The 17,247-nt window shown below is 72.6% G+C and carries 17 protein-coding genes; 7 read left to right on the top strand and 10 right to left on the bottom strand.

Annotation, left to right across the window (positions count from 1 at the left end; genetic code table 11):
- The first annotated feature begins 84 nt into the window (after positions 1-84).
- Positions 85-1,464: a cation:dicarboxylase symporter family transporter gene (locus ABZ805_RS08070; protein WP_358436121.1), complete on the top strand. Its 1,380-nt coding sequence runs from the start codon at positions 85-87 to the stop codon at positions 1,462-1,464.
- A gap of 47 nt (positions 1,465-1,511) precedes the next feature.
- On the top strand, positions 1,512-2,435 hold the full coding sequence (locus ABZ805_RS08065; RefSeq protein ID WP_358436119.1) for a ferulic acid esterase: 924 nt from the start codon (positions 1,512-1,514) through the stop codon (positions 2,433-2,435).
- A gap of 251 nt (positions 2,436-2,686) precedes the next feature.
- Here ABZ805_RS08065 and ABZ805_RS08060 read toward each other — a convergent pair whose 3' ends face one another.
- The 4 genes from ABZ805_RS08060 to hisD are packed head-to-tail and all read right to left on the bottom strand — an operon-like array spanning position 2,687 to position 5,950.
- The gene (locus ABZ805_RS08060) at positions 2,687-2,839 is read right to left on the bottom strand and encodes a hypothetical protein (protein WP_358436116.1); all 153 of its coding nucleotides are present in this window, start codon (positions 2,837-2,839) and stop codon (positions 2,687-2,689) included.
- Entirely contained in the window at positions 2,840-3,472 is a 633-nt protein-coding gene (gene hisB, locus ABZ805_RS08055) for an imidazoleglycerol-phosphate dehydratase HisB (RefSeq protein WP_358436113.1), read from the bottom strand.
- A complete protein-coding gene (locus ABZ805_RS08050) occupies positions 3,469-4,599 on the bottom strand; it encodes a histidinol-phosphate transaminase (RefSeq protein WP_358436110.1) in 1,131 nt (376 codons plus the stop codon). The genes hisB and ABZ805_RS08050 overlap by 4 nt, the downstream gene beginning before the upstream one ends.
- A gap of 22 nt (positions 4,600-4,621) precedes the next feature.
- Positions 4,622-5,950, bottom strand: a complete 1,329-nt coding sequence (gene hisD / locus ABZ805_RS08045; protein ID WP_358436107.1) for a histidinol dehydrogenase — start codon at positions 5,948-5,950, stop codon at positions 4,622-4,624.
- A 197-nt stretch (positions 5,951-6,147) separates the two neighbouring features.
- Here hisD and ABZ805_RS08040 point away from each other — a divergent pair, with 197 nt between their 5' ends.
- Together ABZ805_RS08040 and ABZ805_RS08035 are read left to right on the top strand one after the other, a co-directional pair.
- Positions 6,148-7,374 carry a M14 family metallopeptidase gene (locus ABZ805_RS08040; RefSeq protein WP_358436104.1) on the top strand — a complete coding sequence of 409 codons (1,227 nt, stop codon included), beginning with the start codon at positions 6,148-6,150 and terminating at the stop codon, positions 7,372-7,374.
- 15 nt (positions 7,375-7,389) lie between these two features.
- Positions 7,390-8,331 (top strand): SAM-dependent methyltransferase, encoded by a 942-nt coding sequence (locus tag ABZ805_RS08035; protein WP_358436101.1) that lies wholly within the window; start codon positions 7,390-7,392, stop codon positions 8,329-8,331.
- Between the two features lie 577 nt (positions 8,332-8,908).
- Here the strand turns inward: ABZ805_RS08035 and ABZ805_RS08030 are convergent.
- Both ABZ805_RS08030 and ABZ805_RS08025 read right to left on the bottom strand, forming a co-directional pair.
- Positions 8,909-9,070: a hypothetical protein gene (locus ABZ805_RS08030; protein WP_358436098.1), complete on the bottom strand. Its 162-nt coding sequence runs from the start codon at positions 9,068-9,070 to the stop codon at positions 8,909-8,911.
- Positions 9,071-9,381: 311 nt separating this feature from the next.
- The gene (locus tag ABZ805_RS08025; RefSeq protein WP_358436095.1) at positions 9,382-10,059 is read right to left on the bottom strand and encodes a DUF2848 domain-containing protein; all 678 of its coding nucleotides are present in this window, start codon (positions 10,057-10,059) and stop codon (positions 9,382-9,384) included.
- 99 nt (positions 10,060-10,158) lie between these two features.
- On the opposite strand from ABZ805_RS08025, the gene ABZ805_RS08020 reads away from it, so the two are divergent.
- On the top strand, positions 10,159-11,457 hold the full coding sequence (locus ABZ805_RS08020; protein WP_358436092.1) for an MFS transporter: 1,299 nt from the start codon (positions 10,159-10,161) through the stop codon (positions 11,455-11,457).
- Here the strand turns inward: ABZ805_RS08020 and ABZ805_RS08015 are convergent.
- Entirely contained in the window at positions 11,429-12,055 is a 627-nt protein-coding gene (locus tag ABZ805_RS08015; protein ID WP_358436089.1) for a GntR family transcriptional regulator, read from the bottom strand. The two genes, ABZ805_RS08020 and ABZ805_RS08015, sit on opposite strands and share 29 nt — an antisense overlap.
- 88 nt (positions 12,056-12,143) lie before the next feature.
- Here ABZ805_RS08015 and ABZ805_RS08010 point away from each other — a divergent pair, with 88 nt between their 5' ends.
- Complete coding sequence (locus ABZ805_RS08010; RefSeq protein WP_358436086.1) at positions 12,144-12,935, top strand: carbon-nitrogen hydrolase family protein; 792 nt, start codon at positions 12,144-12,146, stop codon at positions 12,933-12,935.
- 36 nt (positions 12,936-12,971) lie between these two features.
- Here ABZ805_RS08010 and nadC read toward each other — a convergent pair whose 3' ends face one another.
- The 3 genes from nadC to nadA are packed head-to-tail and all read right to left on the bottom strand — an operon-like array spanning position 12,972 to position 16,452.
- Positions 12,972-13,859 (bottom strand): carboxylating nicotinate-nucleotide diphosphorylase, encoded by an 888-nt coding sequence (nadC, locus tag ABZ805_RS08005; protein WP_358436083.1) that lies wholly within the window; start codon positions 13,857-13,859, stop codon positions 12,972-12,974.
- Complete coding sequence (locus ABZ805_RS08000) at positions 13,856-15,451, bottom strand: L-aspartate oxidase (protein WP_358436080.1); 1,596 nt, start codon at positions 15,449-15,451, stop codon at positions 13,856-13,858. The genes nadC and ABZ805_RS08000 overlap by 4 nt, the downstream gene beginning before the upstream one ends.
- Positions 15,448-16,452: a quinolinate synthase NadA gene (gene nadA, locus ABZ805_RS07995; RefSeq protein ID WP_358436078.1), complete on the bottom strand. Its 1,005-nt coding sequence runs from the start codon at positions 16,450-16,452 to the stop codon at positions 15,448-15,450. Before nadA ends, ABZ805_RS08000 begins: the two co-directional genes overlap by 4 nt.
- A 136-nt stretch (positions 16,453-16,588) precedes the next feature.
- On the opposite strand from nadA, the gene ABZ805_RS07990 reads away from it, so the two are divergent.
- Positions 16,589-17,242, top strand: a complete 654-nt coding sequence (locus tag ABZ805_RS07990; RefSeq protein WP_358436208.1) for an NUDIX domain-containing protein — start codon at positions 16,589-16,591, stop codon at positions 17,240-17,242.
- Positions 17,243-17,247: the final 5 nt, after the last annotated feature.

The following is a 17,247-nucleotide window of genomic DNA, read 5'->3' as shown; positions in this document are numbered from 1 at the left end:
CCCCCGACATACTCGTGACCTGAGACACGACCGAATGAGTGAGCGCCGACCCGAGTGATCGGTACTTCCCGTAGGAGTTGACCCGTGGCAAGCAAAGACGCTGCACCCGAGGCCGCCGGTGCACCGCCGAAGAAGCGGGACCGCACCCACTTCCTGTACATCTTCGTCATCGTCGCGGTCCTGCTCGGCATCGCCGTCGGATTCGCGTTCCCCGACTTCGCCACCGCACTGAAACCGCTGGGCACCGGGTTCGTCAACCTGATCAAGATGATGATCTCGCCGGTCATCTTCTGCACCATCGTGCTGGGCGTCGGCGGCGTGCGGCAGGCCGCGAAGGTCGGCAAGGTCGGCGGCCTGGCACTGGGCTACTTCCTCGTGATGTCGTTCGTCGCGCTCGTCGTCGGGCTGCTCGTCGGCAACGTGCTGCACCCGGGTGAGGGCCTCCAGCTCACCGAAGAGCTGCGCGCCAGCGGCAGCGAGCAGGCGCCGGGCGAAGCCGAAGGCCTGTCCGGGTTCCTCATCGGCATCATCCCGAACACCCTGGTCTCCGCCCTCACCGAAGGCGAAGTGCTGCAGACGCTGCTGGTGGCGCTGCTCGCCGGGTTCGCGCTGCAGGCCCTCGGTGACAAGGGCACGCCGATCCTGCGCGGCATCGAGCACATCCAGCGGCTCGTGTTCAAGATCCTCGCGATGGTGATGTGGGTGGCCCCGATCGGCGCGTTCGGCGCCATCGCCGCCGTCGTCGGCGCCACCGGGGTCGACGCGCTCAAGGGCCTCGGCATCATCATGGCCGGCTTCTACACCACCTGCCTGCTGTTCATCTTCCTGGTGCTCGGGCCGCTGCTGTGGGCGTTCGCCCGGGTCAGCGTGTTCAAGCTGCTCGGCTACCTCGGTCGCGAGTTCCTGCTGATCCTGTCGACGTCCTCGTCGGAGGCGGCGCTGCCGCGGCTGATCGCGAAGATGGAGCACCTCGGCGTCAGCAAGCCCGTCGTCGGCATCACCGTGCCCACCGGGTACTCGTTCAACCTCGACGGCACCGCGATCTACCTGACGATGGCCTCGCTGTTCATCGCCTCCGCGATGGGTGAGCCGTTGGCGCTCGGCGAGCAGATCTCGCTGCTCGTGTTCATGATCATCGCGTCGAAGGGCGCCGCGGGCGTCAGCGGCGCCGGGCTCGCCACCCTCGCCGGTGGCCTCCAGTCGCACCGGCCGGAGCTCGTGGACGGCGTCGGCCTCATCGTCGGCATCGACCGGTTCATGTCCGAGGCCCGCGCGCTCACCAACTTCGCGGGCAACGCGATCGCCACGGTCATCATCGGCTCCTGGACCCAGGAGATCGACCGCGAGCAGATGCGGCGGGTGTTCGCCAAGGAGGACCCGTTCAACGAGCAGAGCTTCCTCGACGAGGAAGAATCCTCGTCGGCCGACGGCGATTCCGGCAAGGAACCCGTCGCTGCCAAGTGAGGTTCGCGCGGCCGCGAGCGGCGACCGCGCCGAGACAGGAGTCGATGATGCACAGAGCAGTGCTGAGCCTGCTGATCGCCCTCGGCGTGGTCGCCGCCACCGGCGCACCGGCCCTGGCCGCCCCGGAGCGGCCCGCCCCGCGCGGCGGCTGCGGCGGCGGTCCCGAGATCGAGCCGGGCACCACCGAGCACCAGGAACTCACCTCCGGTGGCCGGACGCGGGAATTCCTCGTGCACGTGCCGGAGAGCTACGACGGGGACCGGGCCACTCCGGTGGTGCTGTCCTTCCACGGCCACAACCGCACCGCCGAGTACCAGGAGCGGCTGTCGAAGTTCTCCGAGGTGGACGCGATCGCCGTCTACCCGCAAGGCCTGGTCGGCACCGACGGCGGGACCGCGTGGGAGGGCGCGCCGTATTCGGCGGACGCCGATGACGTGCAGTTCACCCGGGATCTGCTGGACCGGGTCGAGGACGACTTCTGCGTGGACACCGACCGGGTGTACGCGGCCGGGAAGTCGAACGGCGGTGGCTTCACCAACGTGCTGGCCTGCCGCCTGGGCGACCGCATCGCCGCGTTCGCGCCGGTCGCCGGGGCCTACTACCCGCAGAGCGGGGAGTGCTCGCCGTCCGCGCCGGTGCCGATGATCTCGTTCCACGGCACCGCGGACGACACGATCCCCTACGACGGGAATCCGGAGAAGGGCCTGCCCGCCATCCCGGATTGGCTCGACGGGTGGGCGGAGCGCGACGGGTGCTCCCCCGACCCGGTCACCGACGAGCCGCAGGACCTGGTCACGAAGCAGCGCTGGAGGGGCTGCGCGGACCGCGGCGCGCTGGTGCACTACCGCATCGACGAGCTCGGGCACGACTGGCCGAGCCGCTCGTCCAACCCGGACTCCGACGACCCGACGGTCATCGAAGCAACCCCCCTGATCTGGAAGTTCTTCCAAAACCACCCGCTGCACGCCTGAGCGAGAACCAGAACCCGGCGGCGCCATCGATCCGGTCCCGTCAGCGGCGAAGCCGCTGAGCAGCGACCACGCGCGCAGCCGGACCACCCGGGGGTTCTCAGCGGTTTCCTCGCGAGGACAGCGTTTTCGCCTGTGGCGGAGCCACCGGTGAAAACGATCCCGCAGCGAGGGAACCGCTGAGGTTCCGCCACCCGCCCCGGCGAGCAAGCCGAGGGGCCACGATTTTCGCCTGGTTGCTGTTCACATCCCCGTCACAGCAACCAGGCGATCCCACCCGCCCCCGCCAGCACCGCCAGCACGCCGAGGACCACCGCCGCCAGTCGGGCGGTCTTCCAGGTCGCGGCGACGCCGCCGACGAGGAAGCCGGCGACGGCCAGCAGCACGATCGGGCCGAGCGCCTGCATTTACAGCGCACCCTTCGTGGACGGGACCACGCCGGCGAACCGCGGGTCGGGTTCCACGGCGGCGCGCAGCGCGCGGGCGATCGCCTTGTACTGGGCTTCGGCGATGTGGTGCGGGTCCCGGCCGTGGATCACCCGCACGTGCAGGTTGATCTGCGAGTGGAACGCCAGCGACTCGAACACGTGCCGGTTCAGCACGAACGGGTAGTTCCCGCCGATGGTGAAGCTGTTGTACTGCTCGGGCTCCCCGGTCAGCACGCAGTACGAGCGGCCGGAGACGTCCACGGCGGCGTGCGTCAGGGTCTCGTCCATCGGGATCCAGGCATCGCCGAAGCGGCGGATGCCCTTCTTGTCGCCGAGCGCCTGGCGCAGGGCCTGCCCGAGCACGATCGCCGTGTCCTCGACGGTGTGGTGGGCGTCGATGTCGATGTCGCCGGACGCCTTCACCGTCAGGTCGAACGCGGCGTGCGTGCCCAGCGCGGTGAGCATGTGGTCGTAGAACGGCACCGTGGTGTCGATGTCGACCTGCCCGGTGCCGTCGAGGTCCAGCTCGACCAGCACGGAGGATTCCTTGGTGGTGCGCTCCACCTTGCCGGTGCGGGTGCCCGGCGCGAACGCCGCCTCGGTCGCCGTCATCGCGTGTTCTCCTCGTTCACCGCGTCCATCAGGCCCTTGCTCGCGGCCAGGAACGCGTCGTTCTCCTCGGGGGTGCCGATGGTGACCCGCAGGTGTCCGGCGATGCCGACGTCGCGGATCAGCACTCCGGCGTCCAGGTAGCGCTGCCACGCCGCGTGCGCGTCGGTGAACCGGCCGAACAGCACGAAGTTCGCGTCGCTGTGCACGGGGCTGAAGCCGAGTTCGCCCAGCCGCGCCACGACGCGGTCGCGCTCGTCGGCCAGCGCCCGCACCGAGCCGAGGGTCGCCTTCGCGTGCCGCAGCGCGGCGCGGGCGGCGGCCTGGGTCGGCGCCGACAGGTGGTACGGCAGCCGCACCAGCAGCAGCGCGTCGATCATCGCGGGGGCGGCGGCGAGGTAGCCGAGCCTGCCGCCGGCGAACGCGAACGCCTTGCTCATGGTGCGGCTGACGATGATCTTCGCCGGGTAGTCGTCGATCAGCTCGATCGCGCTCGGTTCGGTGCAGAACTCGATGTAGGCCTCGTCGACCACCACGATCCCCGGGGCGGCGTCGAGCACCGCGCGCAGGTCCTGCTGCGGGACCACCTGGCCGGTCGGGTTGTTCGGGCTGGTCACGAACACCACGTCCGGGCGGCGCTCGGCCACGATCGCCGCCGCCTGCGCCCCGTCCAGGCTGAAGTCGGCGCGGCGGGGCGCGGGCAGCCAGTCGGTGCGGGTGCCCGCGGACAGGATCGGGTGCATCGAGTACGACGGTTCGAAGCCCAGGGCGCTGCGCCCCGGTCCGCCGAACGCCTGCAGCACCTGCTGCAGCACCTCGTTGGACCCGTTCGCGGCCCAGACGTTGCGGTGCGAGACGGCGACGCCGGTGGCGCCGCTGAGGTACGCGGCCAGGTCCTCCCGCAGCGCCACCGCGTCCCGGTCCGGGTAGCGGTGCAGCGACTCGGCCGCTTCGCGGACCGCCTCGGCCACGTCGGCCACGAGTTCGGGCGGCGGCGGGTAGGGGTTCTCGTTGGTGTTCAGCCGCACCGGCACGTCCAGCTGCGGGGCGCCGTAGGGGCTGCGGCCGCGCAGGTCCTCGCGCAGCGGAAGGTCGGTCAGCGCCACGTCGGCGCCGAGCACGTCGCTCATGGTTCTCTCTTCGAGGTGTGGATCAGCGGTCGAGTCCGGACGGGAAGCGGGCCGTGACGGCCTGCCCGTGCGCGGGCAGGTCCTCGGCGTCGGCGAGCGCGACGACCTTCCCCGCCACCTCCCGCAACGCCTGCTCGTCGTAGGAGATGACGTGGATGCCGCGCAGGAAGCTCTGCACGCTCAGCCCGGAGGAGTGCCGCGCGCAGCCGCCGGTGGGCAGCACGTGGTTCGAGCCCGCGCAGTAGTCGCCGAGCGACACCGGCGCGTGCGGCCCGACGAAGATCGCCCCCGCGTTGCGCACCCGCGCGGCGACGGCGTCCGCGTCGGCGGTCTGGATCTCCAGGTGCTCGGCGGCGTAGGCGTCGACGACGGTGAGGCCGTCACCGACGGTGCCGACCAGCACGCAGCCGGACTGCTCGCCGGTGAGCGCGGTGCGGATCCGCTCGGTGTGCTTGGTCAGCGGCACCTGGCGGTCCAGTTCCGCGTCCACCGCGTCGGCCAGTTCCGGCGAGGTCGTGACCAGCACGCTCGCCGCCAGCGGGTCGTGCTCGGCCTGGCTGATCAGGTCGGCGGCCACGTGCACCGGGTCGGCGGTGTCGTCGGCCAGCACCGCGATCTCGGTCGGCCCGGCCTCCGCGTCGATGCCGATGACGCTGCGCAGGTGCCGCTTCGCCGCGGTGACGAACACGTTGCCCGGTCCGGTCACCAGGTCCGCGGGCAGCAGTTCGGCGCCGTCGGTGTCCTGCCCGCCGTAGGCGAGCAGCGCGACCGCCTGGGCACCGCCGACCGCCCACACCTCGTCGACCTCGAGCAGCGCGGCCGCCGCGAGGATCGTGGGGTGCGGCAGCCCGCCGAACTCGGCCTGCGGTGGCGAGCACACCACCAGCGATTCGACCCCGGCCGCCTGCGCGGGCACCACGTTCATCACGACGCTCGACGGGTACACGGCGAGGCCGCCCGGCGCGTACAGCCCGACCCGGGAGACCGGCACCCAGCGCTCGGTGACGGTGCCGCCCGGCACCACCTCGGTGGTGACGTCGGTGCGCCGCTGGTCGCCGTGCACGCGGCGTGCGCGGTCGATGGATTCCTGCAGGGCTTCGCGCACCGCCGGGTCGAGCCGCTCCAGCGCGCCGACCAGCTCGGCGGCAGGCACCCGCACCTGCTCGGGCCGCACCCCGTCGAACTTCTCGGCGTACTCCAGCACCGCGTCGGCACCGCGGTCGCGGACCGCCTCGATCACCGGCCGCACCTGGTGCAGCACGTGCTCCACGTCCGTGTCGGCGCGCGGCAGCGTGGCGCGCAGCTCGGCGGTGGACGGAACACGACCGCGCAGGTCGGTACGGGTGAGCATGGGCGTCCTTTCAGTGCGGACGGATGTGGGCTACTAGCTCGGTCACCAGGGTAATCGCCCTGTTCGGCGGCGTCCGACGCGCGTCCGCGCGCGAACGGTAAACGGTGATCCGCCGCTTCCGACGTAAGTGGGTTGCCAACCGAGCGTGACTCGGGGACGCTCTCTTGATCACCATCCGTGATCGATCGGGAGGCCCGATGTCCAGCGCACGGCGCAGAGCAACGGCGGTGGCGGCCACCGCGTCCCTGGCACTGCTCCTTCCCGTCCAGGCGAGCGTCGCCGCACCCCGGACCGAGCCCGCGCCCGCTGCGGCCGCGGCGGGCGGGGTGTATTCGGTACCGAACACCGACAGCCGGATCCGGACCGACATCAACGCCTCCGGAGCCCAGGTGCTCGGTGCGAAGGACGGCGTGGCGACGGTGGAGGCCACCGCGGCGCAGGCGGAGCAGCTGCGCGCGCAGGGCTTCGACCTGCAGCAGAAGGCGACGCCGCGGGACTTCCCGCCCGGCGACGAGGCGTACCACAACTACGACGAGATGGTCGCCGAGCTCGACCAGATCGTCGCCGACCACCCGGACATCGCCGCGAAGTCCAGCCTCGGCACGAGCTTCGAGGGCCGGGACATCCCGCTGCTCAAGGTCAGCGGCAACGTCGCGGAGGACGAGGACGAGCCGGAGGTCCTGTTCGACTGCAACCAGCACGCGCGCGAGCACCTCACCACCGAGATGTGCCTGCAGATCGCGAACCGGCTCACCGACGGCTACGCCGACGACCCCGCGGTCAAGGAGAACGTCGACACCCGCGAGGTGTGGATCGTCCCCTCGGTGAACGTCGACGGTTCCACCTACGACGTGGAGTCGGGCGAGTACCAGGGCTGGCGGAAGAACCGGCAGGACGCCGGCACCGACCTGAACCGCAACTGGGGTTACAAGTGGGGCTGCTGCGGCGGCGCCAGCGACGACCCGCAGGACGAGACCTACCGCGGCACCGAGGCGTTCTCCGCCCCGGAGACGAAGGCGCTGGCGGATTTCATCGACTCCCGCGTGGTCGGCGGCGAGCAGCAGATCAAGTCGGCGATCGATTTCCACACCTTCTCGGAGCTGGTGCTCTGGCCGTTCGGGCACACCCAGGACGACGTGACCGAGGGGATGACGCAGGCCGAGCACGACCGGTTCGAGAAGGTCGGCACCGAGATGGCCGAGACGAACGGGTACACCCCGCAGCAGTCCAGCGACCTCTACGCCACCGACGGCGACAGCCTCGACTGGATGTGGGGCAAGCACAAGATCCTCGCGTTCACCCTGGAGATGTACCCCTCCGACGGTGGCCTCGACGGGTTCTACCCGCCGGGTGACGTGATCGAGCGCGAGACCGCCCGCAACGACGGTGCGGTGGACATCGCGCTCCGCGAAGCCGGCGCCTGAGCCGAGGTTCGCGCGGTGCTGGAGAGCCCGGATGCCCGTCGGGTGTCCGGGCTCTCCCCGTTCGAGGGGCCGATCGGTGCGCGCACGACCACCGGCCCGGCCGGGAAGGGATTCGCGATCATCGAGGACGAACGCGTCGGGGAGCTGGCCGACATCCACGGCACCCTCGACCTGCAGCGGCCGAACGCCGCACGCATGTACGACTTCTTCCTCGGCGGGACGCAGAACTTCCCCGCCGACCGGGGAGCCGCCCGCAAGCAGCTGGAGCTGCTCCCGGAGACCCGGGTCGGGGTCCGCGAGAACCGGGCCTTCCTGCGCCGCGTCGTGCGGTTCTGCGTGGAGCGCGGCATCCGCCAGTTCCTCGACCTGGGGTCGGGGATTCCGACGGTCGGCAACGTGCACGAGATCGCGCACCAGGGCGACCCGGACGCGGCGATCGCCTACGTCGACCACGAGCCGGTGGCCGTCGCGCACGCGCGCAGGCTGCTGCACGGGGAACCGCGGGTGACCGTCACGCAGGCCGACCTGGCGCACCCGGCGGACGTGCTCGCCGCCCCCGGCGTGCGGCGGCTGCTGGACCTGGGTGAGCCGGTCGCGGTGCTGGCCCTGTCGGTGCTGCACTTCGTCCCGGACGAGGCCGGTCCGGCCGAGGTGCTCGCGGCGTACCGGGACGTCTGCGCTCCGGGCAGCGTGCTGGCGGTCAGCCACGCCTCCGGAGCCGGGTTGACCTCGACGCAGGTGGTGGAGGGGCTGCGCATCTACGACCGGACGCCGACGCCGCTGAGCCTGCGCCCGGCCGAACAGGCCGGAACGCTGCTGTCCGGGTGGGCGCTGGTCCCGCCGGGCGTGGTGCCGGTGGTCGACTGGCGCCCCGACGCCCCGGTGGCCGCGGGGGTCCGCGCCGCCGTCGGCAGCGGCTGGTCCGCGGTGGGCGTGAAGCCGTCGGCACGGCCGTGATCCGGGCGGCGGGCGACCGCCACCTCCGCTCGTCCGGTCCGGTCCGGCGCGTTCCGGTGCGCGCGGCACGAGCCGCACGGCGCCGTGCCGGTGCGCCGCGGATCGGAACGCCGCAGCCCGGAACGCCGCAGCCCGGAGCACCGCAGTTCGGAGCACCACAGCCCGGAACCCGACGGACAGGAGCGCGGTGCACCGGAACGCGGCGGCCCGGAAGGCGACGGCTCGGAAGGCGGCGGAACCGGACGCGCGGAGTCCGGACGTCGAGGACGAGCGCCGTCGCGCTGCGGACCGGTGGAAGCGGTGGCCGCGGCTGACCACCGACGGCGAGATCGTGGATTCCATGACACCCAGTGTTCCGACTCGAACACGGGTTCGTCATCACTTGATCGTGCTGTATCCAGCGGGAATCAGCCGCACCCGCCGAGAATTCTCAAGTCGTCGGGATCGGGAGCACCAGGATCGGGAGGCGGACGAGACCGACGGCCTCCCGCGCACCGGGGCAGGCGGGCGGGTTCCGGGAACCGCGCCCACGCCGACTCCGATCATCCGAGCGCCCCCGAAACGCCCGGACGAACGATCAGGACAGCAGGAGCACGACGACGCCCACGAGGATGCCGACCAGGACCACGACACCGGCCGTGATCAGCACGGCCCGCAGCTGCGGCCGCTCCTCCTGGACCTCGGACTGCGCCCGCTCGCGCCACTGCATGAAAGTGGTGCCCTCGCCGCTGTCGCTCACGTCTGTCTCCCTCTTCGTGTGCTGCACTTGGCACCGTTCACGACGGGGCGTCGTGAACTTGCAGGGAGTCACGATGCCACATCGGCCGGATCACATTCCGACCACGTGCCCGGTGGGAGCGGCCACCCGCGGAACCCCCGGGCTCACCGGCCCCGGACCCGCGGCGGCGCCGCCGAGCATGACGGCGGACACCCCCGCAGGGCAAGTCACCTCCGCACCCGGCGGGCACCTGCCGCGAGCGGTCGGTCCGACGCGGGCCGACCGGCCGGAAGATCGGGCACGATCGTGCGACCGCGCTCGGGAGTGGCGCGCTAGGCGATCGGCGCGGGCAGCTGCCGAACGGTGTACTCGCAGGTCAGCACGTCGCCGGTCGTGGGGTCCGCGAGCTCGACCCGCCACGGGTCCGCGAACTGGTCGACCTCGGCGTCCATCGGGATGGTGCCGGACAGCAGCACCGTGCCCGGCTCGGCGAGGCCGAGCTCGCGCAGTTCGGCCAGCCAGTACGCGGGCGTGAGCAGCTCGCCGAGCGTGCCGCTCTGGAGGCGCCGGCCGCCGACGTGCGCGGTGAGGGTGAGCGAGTCGATCCGGTCGGCGACGTCGACGAGCCGCCAGGCCCGGGAACCGAGCACGTCCGGACCCGCCTGCTTGCTCCAGGCCACGCCGTGCACCTCCAGCTCCCGGTCGGTGTGGTCGCAGGCGACGGTGAGCAGCACGTCCTCCTCGCGCGGCCCGGCGATGATCAGCGCCCACTCGGCCTCGCCGGAGGTGCGGCCGTGCTGCGCGGGCACCTCGCCGGTCTGCATGGCGAGGTAGGGCGCGACCGGGTAGAGGCAGGGCGTGCGGGTGGGTGCGGGGACGCCGAGTTCGGCGAGTTCGGCGACGTGCGCGGCCACGTCGTCCTGGCTGCGCCCGGCGTAGCCGGCGTTGAGCAGGGTGCGGACGGGCACCTCGACGGACGTGCCTGCCACATCGAAACGAAGCGGAAACATCAGACCCTCCCGATCAGCATACTTCTTGTATACAGTTCGTATCACCAATTCGCCGGACAGCACGACCGATGTGACGAACCCCCTCGACAAGGACCGCCGATGAGTCAAGCGCTCCCCGACGCACCCACCCGCCCGCCGCGCAAGGACCTGGTCAAGGCGTTCGTCGCCGCGCTGTCCGGGACCTCGCTGGAGTGGTACGACTTCGCCGCCTACTCGGTGGCCTCCGCCCTGGTGTTCGGCGACCTGTTCTTCCCCAGCCACGACCCGCTGTCGGGCACGCTGCTCGCGTTCTCCACCTACGCCGTCGGCTACCTGTCCCGGCCGCTGGGCGGTTTCGTGTTCGGCAGGCTCGGCGACGTCCTCGGCCGCAAGCAGGTGCTGGTCACGACGCTGCTGCTCACCGGTATCGCGACCGTGCTCATCGGACTGCTGCCGACGCACGGCCAGGTCGGCGCGTGGGGCGCCGTGCTGCTGGTGGTGCTGCGCTTCGCCCAGGGCGTCGGCATCGGCGGCGAGTGGGGCGGCGCCGTGCTGCTGTCCAGCGAGTTCGGCGACGAGAAGCGGCGCGGCTTCTGGGCCTCGGCCGCCCAGATCGGGCCGCCCGCCGGGAACCTGCTGGCGAACGGCGTGCTGGCGGTGCTGGCCGCGACGCTCAGCTCGGCGCAGTTCCTGGCCTGGGGCTGGCGGGTCGCGTTCCTGCTCTCGGCGGTGCTGGTGGTCTTCGGGCTGTGGATCCGGGTGAAGCTGGAGGAGACGCCGGTGTTCCGCGAGCTGCAGCGCTCCGGCGACCAGGCCGCCGCCCCGCTGCGCGAGGTGTTCACCGAGGAGCCGCGCGCCCTGATCTCCGCGATCCTGTCCCGGGTCGGCCCGGACGTGCTGTACGCGCTGTTCACCGTGTTCGTGCTGACCTACGTGACGAAGGAGCTCGGGCTCCCGCAGGGCTGGGCGGTCACCGGCGTGATGCTCGGTTCGACCTGCCAGCTGGCGCTGATCCCGGCCGCGGGGTGGCTCTCGGACCGGTGGGGCAGGCGGCGGGTGTACGCGATCGGCGCCGTCGGCGGCGCGGTGTGGCCGTTCGCCTTCTTCCCGCTGATCGGTGGCGGTTCGGCGCCGCTGCTGGTGCTCGGCGTGATCGTCGGCCTGCTGTGGCACTCGTTGATGTACGGGCCGCAGGCGGCGTTCGTGTCCGAGCAGTTCAGCACCCGGTTGCGCTACACGGGCTGCTCGCTGGCGTACACCTTGGCCGGGGTGATCGGCGGCGCGCTGGCGCCGCTGCTGTTCACCTCGTTGTTCGCGTACTTCGACAGCTGGATCGCGCCGGCCTGCTACCTGTTCGCGACCTGCGCGGTGACCTTGGCCGGGTTGGCGATCAGCCCGCGAGCAGCACGTGCTGCGTAGCGTCCAGGTGCGCGGTGATCGCGGCGTGCGCGGCCGCGGTGTCGCCGTCGGCGAGCGCGGCGAGGATCGCGTCGTGCTCGTCGAGGACGGCCTCGCGCCGGTTGCGCGCGGAGAACAGCGCGACGATGCCCGCGCGGACCTGGCGAGCGCGCAGCCCGTCGTAGTTCTTGGTGAGCATGTCGTTGCCGACGGCCCGCACCAGCGCGGCGTGGAAGCGGTGGTCGAGGTCGATGAACGCCCTGGCGTCCTCGGCGGCGCGCAGCTCGCGCTGCCGGTCGAGTTCGCCGCTCATCTGCTGGACGGGCACGGTGCCGAGTTCGAGGGTGCGCTGCGCCGCGTAGCGCTCCATCATCCCGCGGAGTTCGAACAGCTCGCGGATCTCCCGCCCGGCGACGGGCGCGATGTAGGCACCGCGCTTGGGCACCAGCTGCACGAGTTCTTCGGCGGCGAGCAGCAGCAGGGCCTCCCGGATCGGGGTGCGGGAGACCCCGATGGCGTCGGCGAGGGACTGCTCGTTGACGAAGCTGCCCTGCATCGCGGGGTCGCTGAGCACGGTGTCCTTGAGGTGGTCGTAGGCGAGCTGGCGGCCCGAGGTCACGGCGGCTCCTTGCGCTGCGGGACGATGCCGTCCCAGTCTTGCATATCCCTGGTATACAACGAGGCAGAGGCGAAGAGAGGCGGAACCCATGCGCGTCGCGCTGTGCCAGATCGTGTCCACCCCTGATCCGGCGGCGAACCTGGAGCTGGTCGCGGACGGCGTCCGCCGGGCGGCGGAGGCGGGCGCGGAGCTCGCGGTCTTCCCGGAGGCCACCATGGCCTGCTTCGGCATCCCGCTCGGGCCGGTCGCGGAACCCCTCGACGGCCCGTGGGCCACCGAGGTGCGCGGGCTGGCCGCGGAGTCCGGGATCACCGTGGTCGCGGGCATGTTCACCCCGGCCGACGACGGGCGGGTGGCGAACACGCTGCTGGTCACCGGGCCGGGCGTGGACGCGCACTACGACAAGATCCACCTCTACGACGCGTTCGGCTTCGCCGAGTCGCGCACGGTCGCGCCCGGCGCGGAACCGCTGGTGGTCGACGTCGGCGGCACCGGGATCGGCGTGACGACCTGCTACGACGTGCGCTTCCCCGGGCTGTACGCGGCGTTGGCCGACCGGGGCGCGTCGGTGATCGTCACCGCGGCGTCCTGGGGTGCGGGCGACGGCAAGCGCGAGCAGTGGGAGCTGCTGGTGCGCGCCCGCGCGCTGGACAGCACCTCCTGGGTGGTGGCGTGCGGCCAGGCCGATCCGCGCACCGCGGGGATCGAGCCCAGCGGCAAGGCGCCGACCGGCATCGGCTTCAGCACCGTCGCCACCCCGGTCGGGACGGTGCACGCGCAGCTCGGCGACGCTCCGGACGTGCTGGTGGCCGAGTTGGACCCGGCGGCGGTCGAGCAGGCGCGGGCCAGCATCCCGGTGCTGGCGAACCGGCGGTTCTGATCGGGTCCGGGCCGCCCCGGTGGGCGGCCCGGCCGGTCACATGTCGAGGCCGATGTCGAGCGCGGGCGAGGAGTGGGTGAGCGCGCCGACGGCGAGGAAGTGCACGCCCGTCTCGGCGTAGGTGCGGGCCACGTCGAGGGTGAGCCCGCCGGAGGCCTCCAGTTCGGTGCCGGGCGAGATCTCCTTGGTGCGGCGCACCGCGTCGGCGCAGTCCTGCGGCGTGAAGTTGTCCAGCAGCACCAGTTCGGCGCCCTCCTCCAGCACCTCGTCCAGCTCCTCCAATGTGGACACTTCGACTTCCAGCGGGAGCTCCGGCGCGTGGTCGCGGCAGGCCCGCAGCGCCGCCACCACCGATCCGGCGGCCACCACGTGGTTGTCCTTGATCAGCATGGCGTCGCCGAGGCCCATCCGGTGGTTCACCCCGCCGCCGCAGCGCACCGCGTACTTCTGCAGCACCCGCAGGCCGGGCAGGGTCTTGCGGCTGTCCCGGATGCGGCAGCCGGTTCCCTCCACCGCGCGCACCCATTCGGCGGTGGCGGTGGCGATGCCGGAGAGGTGGCAGAGCAGGTTCAGCGCGGTGCGCTCGGCGGTGAGCAGGCCGCGCACCGGCGCGTGCACGCTCAGCGCGCTCTCCCCCGGCATGATCATGTCGCCGTCGCCGCGGCTGTGCAGCACCTTGTAGCCGTCCGCGCCGAGCACCTCGTCGAGCACCGCGCGGGCCACGGGGATGCCCGCGACGACCCCGGCGGGGCGCGCCCGGAAGGCGGCTTCGGCGATGGCGTCGACGAGCACGGTGGCCTCGGTGGTGACGTCGAGCCCGTAGCGCAGGTCTTCGGCGAGCGCGGCCCGCACCAGGGAGCGGATCTCCTGCGGGTCGAGCCCGGCGGCGCGCAGGTGGCCGGTGGTCACCTCGGACAGGGTCATGCCACGCTCCTCGGGGGTTCTCGGTCGGTGCGGAACAACCAGCCGGACACGTCCAGGCGCAGCGCGACGCTGCGCCGCCAGCGTACGTCGTCGCGCGCCGGGTGGTCCCGCCTCCGATGGCTGCCGCGGGATTCGGTGCGGGCCTCGGCGGCGGCGAGCAACGCCTGCGCGGTGAGCGCCAGGGACGCGTCCTCCACCGCCTCCCGAGTCCGAAGTGGACGGACGACGCCCGCCTTGTCGAGCACCTCCCGGGCCGCGGCCAGGCCCTCGGCGGTGCGGCCGATCCCGGCGTGCGCGGTCATGGTGCGCTGCAGCAGCTCGCGGTCCACGACGGCCGCCGCGGGCACCGGCGGCAGCACCGGCCTGCGGGCCTCGATCAGGCCACCGCGCAGGTCGCGGGCCACCGCCTCGGCCGCCCTGGCCCCCACGACCAGGCCTTCGAGCAGGCTGTTCGACGCGAGCCGGTTCGCCCCGTGCAGGCCGGTGCGCGCCACCTCCCCGGCCGCGTACAGCCCGGCCACCCCGGTCCGACCGTCCACATCGGTCACCACGCCGCCGCAGGAGTAGTGCGCGGCGCTGGTCACCGGGATCGGCTCGCGCCGCGGGTCGACCCCGGCGGCGCGGCAGGACGCGAAGACGGTGGGGAACCGGGCGGCGAACTCCGGGATGCCGGTGGCGTCCAGGTACGCGCACTCGGCGCCGGTCTCGGCGATGCGGCGGTCGAGCTCCGCGGAGACCACGTCCCGCGGCGCCAGGTCGGCCAGCGGGTGCACCCCGGCCATGATCCGGTCGCCGCGGACGTCCAGCAGCACCGCGCCCTCACCCCGCACCGCCTCGGTGACCAGCGGCCGCCTGCCGCTGGCGCCGGGCACGTGCAGCGCCGTCGGGTGGAACTGGACGAATTCCAGGTCGGCCGCGGTGGCCCCGGCCCGCAGCGCGAACGCGATCCCGTCCGCGGTGGCCACCTCCGGGTTCGTGGTGGCCGCGTAGAGCCTGCCGAGGCCGCCGGTGGCGAGCAGCACGGCGGGGGCGCGCACCACTCCGGGATTGCCGTGCGGGTCGAGCGCGAGGACCCCGGCGAGGGTGCCGCCGTCGCCGCGGACCGGTTCCGCCGCGCAGTGCCGCTCCAGCACGGGGATCCCGCCGGAGCCGACGGCCTCGGACAGCGCCCGCTGCACCTCGGCGCCGGTGGCGTCCCCGCCCGCGTGGATCACGCGGAACGCGGTGTGCCCGCCTTCGCGGGTGCGGGCCAGCTCCCCGTCCGCGCCGTCGAACCGCGCACCCGCCGCGCGCAGCCGCGCCACCGCGGCCGCGCCGTCGGCGAGGATCTCCCGCACCGCGTGCTCGTCGCAGAGCCCGGCGCCCGCGGTGAGCGTGTCGGTGACGTGGCGCCGCACGCTGTCGTCCGCGTCGTGCTCGTCGGGCCGCACCACCGCGACCCCGCCCTGCGCCCAGCCGGTGTTGCCCGCCGCCGCGGCGTCCTTGGTGATCACGAGGGTGCGCAGGCCCAGCTCGCGGGCGCGCAGCGCGGCGGTGAGCCCGGCGACCCCGGTGCCGACGACGACGAGGTCGGCGCGGGCCTCCCAGGTCATTCGCCACCTCCGGGCTTGCCGATGCCGATCATCCGCTGCACCGAGGCGCGGGCCCGGTCGGCGACGTCGGCGGGCACGTGCACCTCGTCGGCCTCCTCGCGCAGGCAGCGCAGCAGCGCCGCCGGGGTGATCATCTTCATGTAGCGGCAGGAGGCGCGGTCGTTCACCGCCCGGAAGTCGATCTCGGGGGCGGCGCGGCGCAGCTGGTGCAGCATCCCGACCTCGGTGGCCACGAGCACCGACTCGGCGCCGGTGCCGCGCGCGGCGTCCAGCATCCCGCCGGTGGAGAGGATCTTGACCCGCTCCGGCGGCAGCGTGCCCTCCCCCGCCAGGTACAGCGCGGAGGTCGCGCAGCCGCACTCCGGGTGGATGAACAGGTCGGCGTCCGGGTTCGCGGCCGCGCGGTCGGCGAGCTCGGCACCGTTGATGCCCGCGTGCACGTGGCACTCCCCCGCCCACACGTGCAGGTTCTCCCGCCCGGTCTCGCGGCGGACGTGCGCGCCGAGGAACTGGTCGGGGCAGAACAGCACCTCGGTGTCCGCGGGGATGGAGCGCACCACGTCGACCGCGTTCGAGGAGGTGCAGCAGATGTCGGTCTCCGCCTTCACCTCGGCGGTGGTGTTGACGTACGAGACCACGACGGCACCGGGGTGCTCGGCCTTCCACTCGCGCAGCTGGTCGGCCGTGATCGAGTCGGCGAGCGAGCAGCCGGCGCGCTCGTCCGGGATGAGGACCTTCTTGCCGGGGCTGAGGATCTTCGCGGTCTCGGCCATGAAGTGCACGCCGCAGAACACGATGGTCGAGGCCTCGCTGTCGGCGGCGATCCGGCTCAGCGCCAGGGAATCCCCGGTGTGGTCGGCGATGTCCTGGATCGCGGGCAGCTGGTAGTTGTGCGCGAGCAGCACGGCGCCGCGCTCGTCGGCGAGCCTGCGGATCTCCCGCGCCCACGCCTGATCCGGGTCGACTCCCGCGTACGGCGCGAGCTGGTCGGCGACCACCATTTCTCCTCCTCACCGGCGGTGCGCGCCGCATCGCGCGCCCCCCGTTCGCTCCCCGAGCGGTTTTCGCCTTATAATCGAAAACGTGCCTCATCGTAACACCGCAGGTCATGCGGACGAAGGAGATACCGCTCACGAAGTGCTCGCCGGAGTGCTGCGCGCGCAGCGCGGACGGCTCCACGTGCTGCTGTGGCAGCGCGCCAGGGAACCGCACCGGCACCGCTGGTCGCTGCCCGGCGGCAGGCTCCGCTCGGACGAGGACGTGGAGACCTCCATCCGCCGTCAGCTCGCGGAGAAGGTCGACGTGCACAAGCTCAGCCACGTCGAGCAGCTCTCCGTGTTCAGCGACCCCGCGCGCGTCCCGGGTCAGCGCACCGTCGCGACCGCGTTCCTCGGGCTGGTGCCCGCCGACGTCGACCCGGAAGTCCCCGGCGACACCGCGTGGCACCCGGTCGACGAACTCCCCGCCACCGCCTTCGACCACGAGCGGATCACCCGCGCCGCACGCGACCGGCTGCGCGCCAAGCTCTCCTACACCAACATCGGGTTCGCGCTGGCCCCGGCCGAGTTCACCGTCTCCGAACTGCGCCGGATCTACTCCGCCGCGCTCGGCTACGAGGTCGCGGCCACCAACCTGCAGCGCGTCCTCACCCGCCGCGGCGCGCTGCACCCCACCGGCAGCACCGTGCCCGCCGGGCCGTCCGGGGGCCGACCGGCCGCGCTGTTCCGGTTCACCCAGCCGGACCTGGAGATCACCGACCCGTTCGCCGTCTTCCGCCCGCCCGCGAAGTGACCGGC

It is taken from the genome of Saccharopolyspora sp. NPDC047091 (assembly GCF_040643635.1).
In the GTDB taxonomy this organism is placed as follows: domain Bacteria; phylum Actinomycetota; class Actinomycetes; order Mycobacteriales; family Pseudonocardiaceae; genus Saccharopolyspora_C.
Note: the sequence above shows the minus strand (reverse complement) of the source record. Positions and strands in the feature narration are given on the sequence as shown.

What these genes read in the sequence shown, in the direction of transcription:
- ABZ805_RS08040 (WP_358436104.1), top strand. Translation starts at nt 6,148, where the DNA reads ATGTCCAGCGCACGGCGCAGAGCAACGGCGGTGGCGGCCACCGCGTCC.
- hisB (WP_358436113.1), bottom strand. Translation starts at nt 3,472, where the DNA reads ATGACGGCGACCGAGGCGGCGTTCGCGCCGGGCACCCGCACCGGCAAG.
- ABZ805_RS08020 (WP_358436092.1), top strand. Translation starts at nt 10,159, where the DNA reads ATGAGTCAAGCGCTCCCCGACGCACCCACCCGCCCGCCGCGCAAGGAC.
- ABZ805_RS08025 (WP_358436095.1), bottom strand. Translation starts at nt 10,059, where the DNA reads ATGTTTCCGCTTCGTTTCGATGTGGCAGGCACGTCCGTCGAGGTGCCC.
- nadA (WP_358436078.1), bottom strand. Translation starts at nt 16,452, where the DNA reads ATGGTGGTCGCCGACCAGCTCGCGCCGTACGCGGGAGTCGACCCGGAT.
- ABZ805_RS08050 (WP_358436110.1), bottom strand. Translation starts at nt 4,599, where the DNA reads ATGAGCGACGTGCTCGGCGCCGACGTGGCGCTGACCGACCTTCCGCTG.
- ABZ805_RS08060 (WP_358436116.1), bottom strand. Translation starts at nt 2,839, where the DNA reads ATGCAGGCGCTCGGCCCGATCGTGCTGCTGGCCGTCGCCGGCTTCCTC.
- ABZ805_RS08010 (WP_358436086.1), top strand. Translation starts at nt 12,144, where the DNA reads ATGCGCGTCGCGCTGTGCCAGATCGTGTCCACCCCTGATCCGGCGGCG.
- ABZ805_RS08065 (WP_358436119.1), top strand. Translation starts at nt 1,512, where the DNA reads ATGCACAGAGCAGTGCTGAGCCTGCTGATCGCCCTCGGCGTGGTCGCC.
- ABZ805_RS08000 (WP_358436080.1), bottom strand. Translation starts at nt 15,451, where the DNA reads ATGACCTGGGAGGCCCGCGCCGACCTCGTCGTCGTCGGCACCGGGGTC.
- nadC (WP_358436083.1), bottom strand. Translation starts at nt 13,859, where the DNA reads ATGACCCTGTCCGAGGTGACCACCGGCCACCTGCGCGCCGCCGGGCTC.
- hisD (WP_358436107.1), bottom strand. Translation starts at nt 5,950, where the DNA reads ATGCTCACCCGTACCGACCTGCGCGGTCGTGTTCCGTCCACCGCCGAG.